Consider the following 12,705-nt stretch of genomic DNA (forward strand, 5'->3'; position numbering starts at 1 on the left):
ACGATGCGTTACCAGATCAGTGGAAAGCAGATCGACGTTGGTGAGGCCTTGACCCAGCATGTCGAGACGGAATTGGGCGACACGGTGGGGAAATATTCACAGCGCCCGACAGAGGCCGTCGTCACATTCTCCAAAAAGGCCCATATGCTGGTCTGTGACGCGCTCGTCCACCTTTCCACGGGTTTGACTGTTCAGGCGAAGGGCGAGGACCCTGAAATCTATGCAGCCTTCGAATCCGCGCGTGAGCGTATGGACAAGCAGCTTCGACGCTACAAGCGCAGGTTGAAAGATCACCATAAGGACAGGTCCGAACCGGTTGAATACGGCGCGGCCGGGATGTATGTCCTGCCCGCCGATGAAGATGAGTGGGAATCGCAGGATACAGACGGCCTGCAGCCTGTTATCGTGGCGGAAATGGAAGCGCGCGTGCCGACACTTTCGGTTGGCGATGCCGTTATGCAGATGGAATTAGCCGGGGCGCCTCTGCTGGTGTTCCGAAATGAGAAACATGGTGGCGTGAATGTTGTCCATCGTCGGGATGACGGAAATATCGGCTGGATCGACCCGCGCAACATCAGGTAATTGCCGCTGATTGCGGTGGCTGCCCCGTGCCACGCGGTGCGGGGTGGCAGAAGGACGGATGGGAATGCAGCTTAGCACGATTGTCAAACCCGGCGCCGTTCGCGCCTATCCACAGGTCAGTTCCAAGAAGCGGCTGTTCCAGGATATCGCCGAAATGGCCGAACAGCTTTACGGGCTCGATTCCAGCCAGACCCTCGATGCGCTGCAAGAGCGTGAAAGCCTTGGCCCAACCGGCGTTGGAAATGGCGTTGCCCTGCCCCATGCGCGGCTGCACACGCTGGATCATGTCGCAGGGATTTTCGTCAAGCTTGATAAGCCGCTGGATTTCGATGCGGTTGATCGCCAGCCGGTCGATCTTATCTTCGCGCTTTTCGCGCCAAAGGGCAGCGGTGTCGACCACCTGAAGGCACTTGCTTTGGTTTCCCGGACGCTGCGCGATGCAGATTTGCGGGCGAAGCTGCGGGCAAATTCGGACCCTGCGGCGCTTCACGCGATCCTGACATCCGGGCAGGGCGTGCAGGCAGCCTGATTTTGAATTGAACCGATTCGGCCCTATATTCGTTGAATGTTGAGGAGGATTGTTCAATGACCAAGACTGTTACGGATCGTGAACGCAGCACCGGAAACGGGCGTGTTCGTGCATTTGTGGATCAGGAACGTCAGTCCGGCGTCCATCCTGCAATCGAAACACTGCGCCGCCGTCCGCATGAAAGGGATGGCGACGAAAGCCGCAAGGCAAGCGAATATGCCCGGATCGAACGGGGCCGTGAGGTCTGACTAGATAACACTCAGTTCAGTTTCGGCCCGCTTCCAGACCTTCCGCATCAGCCCGGGAAGGTCAGTGGAAGAAAAGTCGCGACGCGGCAGCCAAAAGCCGCGCTCGGGATTGCTGACTGTTCTGGCCAGCATCACGCGCAGATCCAGCGAGAAATGCGTAAAGACGTGATTGACCGTGCCGAGGTCGTGCCACACCCCCTCTATCGGCGGCGCGAAGTCTCTGCCATCCCAACCCATTGACGGAAAGGCCAGCGTCCCGCCCAGCAAACCTTTCGGCGGGCGGCGTTCCAGCAGGATTGTATCCTCGTTGACTGCAACCCAGGCGATACCTGTTCGCCGCGGCTTTGGCTGCTTCGGCATCCTGCGGGGTAGTTCGGCAGCGATGCCGGCCTTTCTGGCAGCGCACAGATCGCTAAGCGGGCAGATCGCGCAGGCCGGACTGCGCGGCGTGCAGATCGTCGCGCCAAGGTCCATCATAGCCTGTGCGAAATCTCCCGGTCGCTGGTTCGGGGTCAGGGTCGCTGCCAGACGGCGCAACTCCGGCTTGGCAGCGGGCATAGGTTCCTGCACCGCAAAGAACCGCGCGACGACGCGTTCAACATTACCGTCAACGACGGTTTCAGGCAGGTCAAAGGCGATGGCCGCAATTGCCGCAGATGTGTAAGGCCCGACGCCGGGCAGGGCCTGCAATGCGGACTGATCAGCCGGAAACTGCTCGCCAGAAGCGGCGACGGTTCGTGCACAGGCCAGCAGGTTACGGGCGCGGGCGTAATAGCCAAGGCCCGCCCATTCAGCCATGACCCGTTCGTCATCCGCCGCTGCAAGCGCCTCTACCGTCGGCCAGAGCGAAGTGAAGCGGTTGAAATAATCCTTTACCGCTGCAACCGTCGTCTGTTGCAGCATGATCTCGGACAGCCAGACACGATAGGGATCTGTCTTTCCCTGACCCGGCGGCGTCCGCCACGGCAGCTTGCGGGCATGGCGATCATACCAGTGAAGCAAGCGCTCAGCGACCTCACACATCGTTCACGCTTTTTTTGGGCGGTCTCACTGGCTTCCTCGCTGCGGCTTGGTAAACTGTGGCCTGTTCTTTTAGCCGCAGGAGCGCGAATGTCATACCCCCCCCGCCGTCGCTCTCGCGGATTTAGGCAGGCAGCCAGTCTGGTTGCCGAGCCGATCCGTCATGCGGCAGAGGGGCGCGGTTTTGCGGTTGCGCGGCTGCTGACCCATTGGCCCGACATTGCGGGTCCGGACATCGCGGCCCGCGCGCGTCCGGTCAAGATCGCGCATAGCCGTGGCGGGTTCGGTGCCACGCTGACCCTGCTGACGACCGGGGCCGCCGCCCCGCTGGTCGAAATGCAGCTTCCGCAGATACGCGAGCGGGTGAACGCGTGTTATGGCTACAACGCCATCTCTCGCATCATAGTGACCCAGACAGCACCGACCGGCTTTGCCGAAGGACGCCCGCAATTCGATCATGCGCCTGCCGCGCCGCCGGTCGATGACCCGAAAACCCGCGATGCCGCGCAAGCAATGACGGCAGATATCGCAGACCCTGCATTGCAGGCCGCAATGACGCGGCTTGCCATGCTCAAACTGTCCAGAGAGGGCAGAACCAACCGAAAGGCCACTAAATGAGCTTCGACCTTCGCTTCGACATCCGTCACATCCTGACCGCCTCGCTGCTGTCAGCGGCAATGGCTATGCCGGCGCTTGCGCAGGATGCAGCCCCGGCCGCTGAAGGTGACACTTCCGAGCCCGCGTCCGCCGAAACCGCCGATGCTGCGGAGGCCGATGCCCCTGCTCTGGTGGACGATCTCTTTCTGGGTGACGAAAGCGCGCCGCTGACCATTTACGAATATGCCAGCTTCACCTGTCCCCATTGCGCTGCCTTTCATACGGATGTCTTTCCGTCGCTGAAATCGGAATATATCGACACGGGAAAGGTTCGCTTTGTTCAGCGCGATGTTTACTTCGATCAGGTGGGGCTGTGGGCAGGTATTCTGGCCCGCTGCGACGAATCGAAGTTCTATCCCGTTGCCGGTATGCTTTTGGAAGAGCAGTCGGATTGGCTGAACGCGGAAGACGGTGAAGACCTTGTGGCCAATCTGCGCAAGATCGGTGCCAAGGCGGGCATGACGCCCGAGCAGATGGATACCTGCTGGAACGATCAGGCGCGTGTCGAAAGCCTTGTCGCCACCTTCCAGAAGAACGCGACAGAGGATGAAATCGAAGGCACGCCGACCTTCATCATCGGCGGTGAAACCGTGCAGAATCAGCCCTGGGACAGCATGAAGCCGATCATCGACGAAAAGCTGGCCGAGGCTGAAGCGGCAGAGCCCGCAAACTGATGACGCCGCTCGCCGGCCTGAAGGTTGTCGAGCTCGCGCGTATTCTGGCCGGTCCCTGGGCTGGCCAGATCCTTGCCGATATGGGCGCAGAGGTCATCAAGGTGGAAGCGCCGGAAGGGGATGACACACGTCGTTGGGGACCCCCTTTTGTAGAGCGCAACGGGGACCGTTCCGCGTCCTATTTCCATTCGACCAACCGCGGCAAGAAATCAGTCACTGCCGATTTCCGCACGCCGGAAGGGCAGCAGAAGGTCCGTGACCTTGTCGCGAATGCAGATATCGTCATCGAAAACTTCAAAGTCGGTGGGCTGGCAAAATACGGGCTCGATTTCGCAAGCCTGTCTGCGCTGAATCCGCGGCTGATCTATTGTAGCGTCACCGGGTTCGGCCAGACCGGACCCTATGCGCATAGGGCGGGCTATGACTATATCATCCAGGGCATGTCCGGCCTGATGAGCGTGACCGGGGAACCGTCGGGCCAGCCGCAGAAGGTTGGCGTCGCGGTCACGGATATATTTACCGGGGTCTATGCTGCCACGGCGATTCTGGCGGCGGTCCAGCAGCGGCACGCCACGGGCCGGGGTCAGCATATCGACATGGCACTGCTGGATGTTGCTGTATCCATCATGGCCAACCAGGCGATGAACTTCCTGACCACCGGATCTTCGCCCACACGGATGGGGAACGCACATCCGAACCTTGTGCCCTATGCGGTATTCGACTGCGCAGATGGCTGGATCATCATCGCCACCGGGAATGACGGCCAGTATCGTCGCCTTTGCGATGTGCTTGGCCTTCCTGCACTGGCCAATGCGCCGGACTATGCCACCAATGCCGACCGTGTCCGCAATCGCGCCGATCTGACGGCTGCGCTCGGTGCCGTGACACGGGGATGGCGGCGCGACGACTTGCTGGCATCGCTAGAGGCGCAGGGCATTCCCGCCGGGCCGATCAATGAGATGAGCGATGTTTTCGCCGATCCGCAGGTGATTGCGAGGGGTTTACGGATCGACGCTGAAGGTGTGCCGGGCGTACGCCTGCCAGTCATATTCTCGGATGCAGAGCTGGCGACCGAAGCAGCCTCTCCAACCCTTGGTCAGGACGATCCGATCAAAGGCTGAATAAGGATGTCCAGTCCGGTCCAGTCTTCCAGCTCCAGCCTGACGGGGAGCGCCAGGACATTGCGTCGAAAATCGGCGGGCAGGCGCACGGCGTCCTTTTCCGTCGTGACAAGCTGGGCACCCGTGGCCCTCGCTTCTTGCTGGAGACGTTGCAGAAGTGCCGGCGTGAAGGGTTGATGATCGTCAAGCGCCTCGGCCCTAACCAGATCGGCACCAAGACCATTCAGTGTCGCGAAGAACTTCTCTGGATGGCCGATACCGGCAAAGGCGAGCACACGGTGACCTGCCCAGTCAATCCCGGTCCGAAGCGGCTGAAGTGCGCCGCGAAGATGCGGTATCGAAAGATCGCGCGCCCACCCCGCTCTGAACCGTTCCTGCATATCCGGCCGCCCGATCGAGATCAAGGCATCGGCCCGCGCCAGACCCTGCTTTACAGGCTCTCGCAATGGGCCTGCCGGGATGCACAAACCGTTACCGAAACCTTTTGCGGCATCGACGACGAGAAGCGAAAGGTCATGGGCAAGGGTCGGGTCCTGAAAACCGTCATCCAGAAGGATAAGCTGCGCCCCGTCATCGATCGCGGCGCGCGCGCCCTCTAACCGGCTGTCCGCGACCCAAACCGGCGCGAAAGCCGACATCAGAAGCGGCTCATCACCGACCTCCTGTGCAGTGTGACGGCGTTCATCAACGCGGGTGGGCTGCTTTGTCGTTCCGCCATAACCGCGACTAACGACTTGCACGGAGACGCCGGCTTGCAGCAGCCGTTGCGCCAGAGCGATGACGGTAGGTGTCTTCCCCGTGCCGCCGGCATTGATATTGCCGATGCAGATGACCGGCACCCCCAGTCGCTGGATTTTGCCCTTTGCCAGCCTGCGCCGCGTTCCTGCCGCATAGAGCGCGCCAAGCGGGCGCAGCAACTGCGCCGAGATCGTTGGCGGGCGGCGAAACCAGAATCCCGGTGCGCGACGGCTCATGCGACCTCTCCCGTTATGGTATCGCGGATGGCATGGGCGATACGGGTCGCGACGCCAGCACCGCCGGTCGATACGGCCCAGGCGTTCGTCGCAAGCATCGCAGCCTGATCGGGCGCCAGCAGCGCGATGACGGCCTGGCTCAGCTCTGCCGGTTCGTCAATCGCCCTGGCCGCCTGAGCCCCGTCAAGCTGTGCCCATTCCGCGGCAAAAGCCCCCTGCTGAGGCCCATGAATGATCGAGGACCCAAGTGATGCCGCCTCGAACGGATCGCGCGCCGCCGCCGTAGGTCCGGCCAGCGTCGTTCCCATGAAGCAAAGCGGTGCCAGCCGGTACCACAACCCCAACTCATACACATCATCGGCGAGGTAGACATTGACCTCTTCTGTCGGATCTTCGTCAAGACTGCGCTGTGCGACGATCAGCCCCGCATCTGCCATGTGCTCCGCCATCGCTCCGCACAGATGGGGATCGGCGGGCAGCATTATCAGCATCGCCCTGTGGCTATAGCCCAGCACCGTCAGGTGCGCTTCAATAACGGCGTCGAGTTCTGCCTCGTTGACCGTAACAGCCAGCCAAAGCTGACGGCCCTGAAATGCCTCTGCCAGGGCTTCCCGCTCTGCCTCGTTATGCCTCAGCGGTTCTCGGATCTGGGTGATGGGACCCGTCATTTCGATCCGGCTTGCCGGCGTACCCATATCTAGCGCGACATCACAGCTTGCGTGATCTGGCAGCAGCAACAGCGACAGGTGGGTCAGCGCAGAGCGGCGATGGAAGAACGGGATCGACCAGCCAGCCTGCGACGCTGTCAAGCGAGCCTCTGCCATAATCACCGGAATGTCCCGCTGATCGGCAGCACCGAGGATCGCACGAGGCAGCTCTGCCCCGATCAACAGCACGGCGTCGGGTTTCATGGCATCCAGATAAGCCGCAGCGGCGTCCTGTCCCGTGCCGGGATCGGGTATCGCGGAGACGCCGCGTGTGCCGATATCGGCCGGATCGCCAATCGCGCGACTGACGGCGATCTGCAGACCGGCTCTGCGCATCTGCACCAGCAACTGGATCAGCGTGGGTGGAACCGAAGCATTATCTTGCGGCGATGGTTCGTAGCCCGCGCCGATACGCATCCAGACAAGCGGCCCGTCGCCGGTCGGTAACGAAAGCTGTGGGGCGGGTTCCTGTGGGCGGGCCGGCTTTGCCAGCCAGCGTTTCAGCAAGCCGCCGGGCCCGCCGCCTGCCGTCATCAGATACCCAGTTCCGCCGTCGGGCTGGTTTCACGCCCCTCATCCATCAGGCGATGCAGGTGCGCGATGAAATATCGGGTCTGCGCGCTGTCGACGGTGCGTTGTGCGGCGCCTTTCCATGCGGCATGGGCCGAGGCGTAATCGGGGAATACGCCAACCACATCAATGGCCGAGGTATCGCGGAACTCTGTCCCGTCCAGATCGTTCAGTTCGCCGCCGAACACGAGGTGCAAACGCTGTTGCGTCATCGGAATGTCTCCTGCTGTCTTTACTGCGCGGAACCTATGCGTCCGGGGCTTCCGACGCAATCACACAGTCGGCCCGTTGCAATGCAGCTGCAATCATTTCCGGAACTTCTTCAGACAGCCCAATCGGCGGCAGGCAAGGCCCGGCGAACCCGGCCGAGGACAGCCCGGCGGGAATATCGTCGGTGACATGCTCTGCCTGCGTCGCGAACAGCGGCAGGGCAATGGCGTGGGGCCCGAGGTCGCGGGCGGCATCGTGCAGAAAAGGTGCCTCTTCGATAAAGCCTGTCACGACGCGGCCAAAGCGAGGGCGCAGAAGCTCTGCCATTTCCTCTGTCCCCTCGGCAGAGGCGCGGGCGCGTTGTGACCCGTGCGCAATCAGCAAAAGCGTGATCTGCTGCGGCTGCCAGCCAGAGCCTTTTGCGGCCTCCGTTACGCTTCTGCGGCACAGATCCGGCAGGGCGGGATCGCGACCGAAGGGGCGCAGAACGGTGCTTGCCGTTCCACCAGCCTTTGCCAGACGCCGCGGAAGCTCCGTTCCTGTGAACCAGCCCGTCGCCATGAACATCGGATAGATCAGGGCATCGGGCATGCGCGCCACCGCATCGTCAAGCGCACCGGGCTGGGCCAGCGTCGCGCCAATGACCTTGCGCGGCGACAGCGCAGCCACTTGCGCCGCAAGCGCCTCTATCGCGGCTTGCTGGGGGCCGGGTTCCGAGGGCTGGCCGTGGGATACGATGATCGCCTGTCTGGTCATGCTGGCATCCGCGCTTGGATTTGGTTAGATCAACAACAGCCAATCACGCCCGCAGCACGATCTCAAGACGGAGGCGAACATGTCTGGCTGGACAGAAGTTTCCATCGCATTTGCAGCGTTTCTGGCTGCCCATATTATCCCCATGCGGCCCGGTTTGAAAGCAAGGCTGGTCGCGATACTGGGCAGAACTGGCTATTTGATCGGGTTCAGCCTCTTGTCACTGGGGTTGCTGTACTGGCTGCTGAGGGCTGCGGGACGTGCGCCTTATGTTGAGATCTGGCCGCAACAGCTTTGGCAAAGATGGCTGGTCAACTTTGCGATGCCCTTTGCCATTGCACTGACGGTCTTTGCCGTTGGCGCGAGAAACCCGTTTGCCTTCGGCGGCAGGTCAGAGGGGTTCGATCCGGAACGCCCCGGTATCGTCGGCTTTACGCGCCATCCGCTGATGTGGGCCTTTGCGCTCTGGGCCGGGGCGCATCTGCTGGTCAACGGCGATCTCGCCCATGTCATGCTGTTCGCCCCATTGCTGCTGTTCGCACTGTCAGGCGTTTTCGCGGCCGAGGCCCGCGCACGCCGCGTTCTGCCGGATTTCCAGCGATTGGCGGCGCATAGTTCGCTCTGGCCCGGCGCGGCGCTGTTGACGGGCCGCTGGCGACCAAGGGGCCTGCCATCGCTGCCACGCCTTTTCATCACGCTGCTGGTATGGGCCGCGCTGATACACCTTCACCCGCTGCTGATCGGGCCATCGCCATTGCCCTGAAGGCGAAATCCTTCCGGCAGGTTATTGCGCCCATCCAGCACCAGATCGGCCATGACGCGGGCAAGTGCGGGTGCCATGCCGAACCCGATCTTGAAGCCGCCATTCAGAACGAAATGCCCCGGTCGCCCCGGCCAGCCTCCTGCCAGAGGGGCTCGTGATCTAGCACGCGGACGAATGCCTGCCCAACGGGAAATGACTTTCGCATCGGCCAGTTCCGGGCAAATGGCCCGCGATTTTGTGATTACATCGTCCAGTAGGTGGTCGACCTGATCATGCGCATAGCTGTTTTCGGAAGTCGAACCGATCCCGACCGTGCCGTTGAAATGGGGCACGACATGCAGGCCGTCAGCAAAGACCTGAGGCGAAGCGGCGGCATCGAATGCCAGCAACGCGCTTTGCCCTTTCACGCCCTGACCGACCTTGCGCCCAAGGTCCTCGCCCAGTTGCTCAAGTCCCGCGACCCCCGTCGCCCAGAGGGCAGGTGTAGACGTAGTTTCGATTTCTGCCACAGCGCCAAGCTCGATTTCTCCACCTCGTCTGCGGATCGCCGCCGCCAACGCATTGCACGCGTCGGGCGGCGAGATACGAGCCGTCAGATCGTCCATCAGCCACCATCCATCGGCGCTAAGCGGGCAAAGCGAGCCGTTCGGACGCTCTTGCGTCAGCCACATCCGTGCCGCACCGTCCCAGAAGTGTTCTGAACCTTCGATGCGGGCGTGAAGCTTGGGCAAATCACCACTGACCACCGGCTGAACCCTGCCTGTCCGCGCATAACCGGGGTCGACCCCACCCACATCACCGACTTCCGTCCAGAAATCCTGCGCCGACAGCAGGCTTTCAAGCTGAAACTGCTTCTTCGCGTTCCAGCTTTCCGGCGCATGGGGTGCAAGCGCGCCCACCGTTCCGCCTGACGATCCGGCGGCGATACCCTGCTTCTCCAGCACGCGCACATGCTGGCCGCGCCGAGTCAGCTCCCACGCGAGCGACAGCCCCGCGATTCCCGCCCCGACGACTGTGATGCTTGCCATTTCCGCGCCCTTTCGCCAGTGCTGCCCCTGAAGGAGTTAGCGCCGATGACGACCAAGGACCAGACACCGGAACTGCAATGGCGCGAAGGCAGCGTGCCGGTTTCCTCTCGTTTCGACGATCCGTATTTCAGCCTTGCCGGTGGTCTGGCCGAAACGCGACATGTCTTTTTGACCGGCAACGATCTGCCGGAAAGGCTGAGGCCGGGCTTTCATATTGCCGAGCTGGGCTTTGGCACGGGCCTGAACCTGCTGGCGCTTGCGGAAATTGCGGATGTGCCCATTCGCTTCACCAGCTTTGAGGCTTTTCCGATGGATGCCGGCCAGCTTGAGCGCGCGCATGAAGCGTTCCCGGACCTTGCCGCGTTGTCTGCCGAACTGCGCGATGGTGTCGCGGAACGTCGTTTTTCCGTCGGGACGGTGGATGTGCATCTGATCGTTGGGGATGCCCGAAACGCGCTGCCAGACTGGGACGGGCTCGCGGATGCGTGGTTTCTGGATGGCTTCTCGCCCGCCAAGAACCCCGAGCTTTGGGGGGCGCCGCTGATGGCAGAGGTCGGCGCACATACGTCGCCGGGCGGGACCTTCGCGACCTATTCAGCAGCCGGTCACGTCCGCCGCTCGCTGGAGGCGGCGGGTTTCGATGTGGAACGTGCGCCGGGCTTTGCCGGAAAACGGCATATGAGCAGGGGCCGAAAGCGTTAACCGTCCGTCTCGGCGGAAAGCGTTTCCGGTCTTGGTGTCGGGCGGGTTGCGTCGGGCGCGGGTGCCGCAGCCTCGGACACAACGCCCTGCTCTGCCACGGCAAAGGCTTCAGCCTCGGACGACATTTCGTCGCCCTCACGGGGCGGGCGGCGCGATTGGGTCAGCACCTCGGCCAATGTCTGGCGCGGCTTTGGCGGTGGCGGCACGAAGCCGTCCCCGGTCAGATCTTTAGTCGGCGTCAGTGCGACCGGATGCCCCGCGATGCGAGAGCGATAGACCGGCAATGCCTCTGTCACGCGCATGACATAGTTGCGCGTCTCGTCAAATGGGATCATCTCGACCCAATCAACTGGGTCGGCATCGGTCCGGATATCACCAAATCTTTCCGTCCATTGGCGAGAGCGACCGGGCCCGGCGTTATATCCCGCCGCCACGAGCGCGGATGAGGGCCCGAAGCGATCGCGCAGCGTCTGCAAATAGGCCGCGCCAAGCTGCGCGTTGTAATAGGGATCTCTTGTCAGGGCCGCCCGATCATAGCCGACGCCAACCTTATCCGCCATTTGCTGGGCCGTTCCCGGCATCAGCTGCATCAGCCCAAGCGCACCGACATGTGACGACACCGTGTGATTGAATTCAGATTCCTGGCGAGAGATCGACATGACCAGTTCCGGTGGCAGACCAAGGTCTTCACCCTCAAGCCCGGTCAGTGGGAAATAGGCGGCGGGATAAATAGCACCCTGCCCCGCTGCGCGTTTAGCCAGACGCAACGCATACCATGGATAGCGCATTTCCAGCGTCAGCCGCGCCATCCGCGCGATGTCTTCCGGCGCCGCAATTTCTGACAGGTGCAGAAAAAACCGCTGGCCCAGCTCGGGCTGACCTGCGGCGAAGGCGAACACGCCGGCCTGAAAGACGCTGTTCTCGCGAAGTTCAGACCGCCGCCATTGCGGCAATGCAGCCTCGGCCCGACCGGGGATCGACAAGGCCGGGTCCGTGGGGGCGCCGATCCGCTCGGCGGCAAGCTGGCCATAATATGCGGTCTGCATCGATGCGGCCTGTTCAAACGCAGCCCGCGCCTGATCTGCGCTTCCGGCGGCTTCATATGCGCGGCCCTGCCAGTAAAGCGCCCTCGTCTTGCTGATGACGCTGCTGGTGCCATCGGCGAGATGCTGAAAATGGACCAGTGCACGGTCCGGCGCATCGCCGCGAAGCGCTGCATAGCCCGCCAGAAACTCCAGATCGGCGAAGGCTTCCGTGCCGGGCTCCAGAAAATGCGCCTTTGCGATTTCTTCTGCGGCTGCCCAATCACCGTCACGCATCGCTGCACGCGAGTAATCCGCACGCGCGCTTGCCCAGACCTCGGGCCGGCGCAGGTCCTCGGCAGAGCCGGATTGCTCCAACATCAGTTCTCGCGCCAGATCGTGAAGCTTGGCCTGAACGCGCCAGACGAACCGGTCCATCGCAAGGCCCGGGTCGTCCTGCTGTGCTTCGGGAAGGGCAAGGATCAAAGCATCAACGCCGCCACGTCTTGCCTGTGTGGCTATCCGCGCTTCGGCCAGCGGGCGTTCGGCAACCGACATTCGGGCAAGCCCGACCTGCGCCGCCTGCCATTCCTGCTGGTCCAGAAGGGCAAAGACCCGTGCGTCGTTCAGGTCTTCAACAAGGTCGCGGTTTGCCGAAAGAAATGCGGCTTCCTCTGGCGCGGTCATCGGCAGGCTCAGCCAGATGCGCTGCGCGAGCTTCCTGGCCGCAACCGCATCGTCGTCACGAAGCGCCGCGATCAGTGCCATCGCGCCGCGGGCGGTCTGCGGCTCATGCGCCGCGAACCAGTCCATCACGTCCCGGGCAGAGGCATTGTCGGGAATCTTCGCCTCGCCCCGCTGGTACAGCAGCTCCATCCCCGGCCAGTCGGCATGATCGCGTGCGAAGGCCAGATAATCCGCAAAGCTGCCCTGACCGGCCCGAAGCGCATGCCATTCGATCAGGCTTTCGGCCACCGGACCAGACGCGGCGGCGGCCTGTTGCGCCGTTTCCCAGTTACTTGCGCCGGCCGCAGTCAGCGCGGTTGCAAGTTCGCGAACCGATTCCGCGCGGGCAGGCATTGCGACCGCGGATATGAACAGGGAAATGCAAAGCATGTTTCGAAAAGGATACATCATCCCGCCCA

Annotated in this window: 15 protein-coding genes; 8 read left to right on the forward strand and 7 right to left on the reverse strand. The window is 62.4% G+C overall.

Annotated features, from left to right (window positions below; all coding sequences use genetic code 11):
* Nucleotides 1–3 precede the first annotated feature (3 nt).
* The 3 genes from hpf to PAF20_RS15505 all read left to right on the forward strand — a co-directional run bounded on the left by hpf (nt 4) and on the right by PAF20_RS15505 (nt 1,359).
* Nucleotides 4–582, forward strand: a complete 579-nt coding sequence (gene hpf, locus PAF20_RS15495; protein ID WP_271071489.1) for a ribosome hibernation-promoting factor, HPF/YfiA family — start codon at nt 4–6, stop codon at nt 580–582.
* A 64-nt stretch (nt 583–646) separates the two neighbouring features.
* Complete coding sequence (locus PAF20_RS15500) at nt 647–1,111, forward strand: PTS sugar transporter subunit IIA (RefSeq protein WP_271071490.1); 465 nt, start codon at nt 647–649, stop codon at nt 1,109–1,111.
* Between the two features lie 56 nt (nt 1,112–1,167).
* Complete coding sequence (locus PAF20_RS15505) at nt 1,168–1,359, forward strand: hypothetical protein (RefSeq protein WP_271071491.1); 192 nt, start codon at nt 1,168–1,170, stop codon at nt 1,357–1,359.
* On the opposite strand, the gene mutY is transcribed toward PAF20_RS15505, so the two are convergent.
* Complete coding sequence (gene mutY / locus PAF20_RS15510; protein ID WP_271071492.1) at nt 1,360–2,382, reverse strand: A/G-specific adenine glycosylase; 1,023 nt, start codon at nt 2,380–2,382, stop codon at nt 1,360–1,362.
* An 87-nt stretch (nt 2,383–2,469) separates the two neighbouring features.
* Here mutY and PAF20_RS15515 point away from each other — a divergent pair, with 87 nt between their 5' ends.
* From PAF20_RS15515 to PAF20_RS15525, 3 genes are read left to right on the forward strand one after another with little or no spacing between them, the layout of a single operon-like run.
* Complete coding sequence (locus PAF20_RS15515) at nt 2,470–2,997, forward strand: DUF721 domain-containing protein (RefSeq protein WP_271071493.1); 528 nt, start codon at nt 2,470–2,472, stop codon at nt 2,995–2,997.
* Nucleotides 2,994–3,710, forward strand: coding sequence for a DsbA family protein (locus tag PAF20_RS15520; protein ID WP_271071494.1), 717 nt, complete (start codon nt 2,994–2,996; stop codon nt 3,708–3,710). Before PAF20_RS15515 ends, PAF20_RS15520 begins: the two co-directional genes overlap by 4 nt.
* Nucleotides 3,707–4,831 (forward strand): CaiB/BaiF CoA transferase family protein, encoded by a 1,125-nt coding sequence (locus PAF20_RS15525; protein WP_271073348.1) that lies wholly within the window; start codon nt 3,707–3,709, stop codon nt 4,829–4,831. Before PAF20_RS15520 ends, PAF20_RS15525 begins: the two co-directional genes overlap by 4 nt.
* Here the strand turns inward: PAF20_RS15525 and lpxK are convergent.
* The 4 genes from lpxK to PAF20_RS15545 are packed head-to-tail and all read right to left on the reverse strand — an operon-like array spanning nt 4,807 to nt 8,048.
* Entirely contained in the window at nt 4,807–5,805 is a 999-nt protein-coding gene (gene lpxK, locus PAF20_RS15530; protein ID WP_271071495.1) for a tetraacyldisaccharide 4'-kinase, read from the reverse strand. The genes PAF20_RS15525 and lpxK overlap by 25 nt on opposite strands.
* A complete protein-coding gene (locus tag PAF20_RS15535) occupies nt 5,802–7,046 on the reverse strand; it encodes a 3-deoxy-D-manno-octulosonic acid transferase (protein ID WP_271071496.1) in 1,245 nt (414 codons plus the stop codon). Before PAF20_RS15535 ends, lpxK begins: the two co-directional genes overlap by 4 nt.
* Complete coding sequence (locus PAF20_RS15540) at nt 7,046–7,294, reverse strand: DUF4170 domain-containing protein (protein WP_271071497.1); 249 nt, start codon at nt 7,292–7,294, stop codon at nt 7,046–7,048. The genes PAF20_RS15535 and PAF20_RS15540 overlap by 1 nt, the downstream gene beginning before the upstream one ends.
* Nucleotides 7,295–7,328: 34 nt before the next feature.
* Complete coding sequence (locus PAF20_RS15545) at nt 7,329–8,048, reverse strand: sirohydrochlorin chelatase (protein ID WP_271071498.1); 720 nt, start codon at nt 8,046–8,048, stop codon at nt 7,329–7,331.
* A 79-nt stretch (nt 8,049–8,127) separates the two neighbouring features.
* Here PAF20_RS15545 and PAF20_RS15550 point away from each other — a divergent pair, with 79 nt between their 5' ends.
* Nucleotides 8,128–8,808, forward strand: coding sequence for an NnrU family protein (locus PAF20_RS15550; RefSeq protein ID WP_271071499.1), 681 nt, complete (start codon nt 8,128–8,130; stop codon nt 8,806–8,808).
* Here the strand turns inward: PAF20_RS15550 and PAF20_RS15555 are convergent.
* A complete protein-coding gene (locus PAF20_RS15555; protein WP_271071500.1) occupies nt 8,772–9,836 on the reverse strand; it encodes an NAD(P)/FAD-dependent oxidoreductase in 1,065 nt (354 codons plus the stop codon). The genes PAF20_RS15550 and PAF20_RS15555 overlap by 37 nt on opposite strands.
* A 45-nt stretch (nt 9,837–9,881) precedes the next feature.
* On the opposite strand from PAF20_RS15555, the gene mnmC2 reads away from it, so the two are divergent.
* Nucleotides 9,882–10,538 carry a tRNA (5-methylaminomethyl-2-thiouridine)(34)-methyltransferase MnmC2 gene (gene mnmC2 / locus PAF20_RS15560; RefSeq protein WP_271071501.1) on the forward strand — a complete coding sequence of 219 codons (657 nt, stop codon included), beginning with the start codon at nt 9,882–9,884 and terminating at the stop codon, nt 10,536–10,538.
* On the opposite strand, the gene PAF20_RS15565 is transcribed toward mnmC2, so the two are convergent.
* On the reverse strand, nt 10,535–12,676 hold the full coding sequence (locus PAF20_RS15565) for a lytic transglycosylase domain-containing protein (RefSeq protein ID WP_271071502.1): 2,142 nt from the start codon (nt 12,674–12,676) through the stop codon (nt 10,535–10,537). The two genes, mnmC2 and PAF20_RS15565, sit on opposite strands and share 4 nt — an antisense overlap.
* Nucleotides 12,677–12,705: the final 29 nt, after the last annotated feature.

Source organism: Paracoccus albus (genome assembly GCF_027913035.1).
GTDB classification, from domain to species: Bacteria; Pseudomonadota; Alphaproteobacteria; order Rhodobacterales; family Rhodobacteraceae; genus Paracoccus; species Paracoccus albus.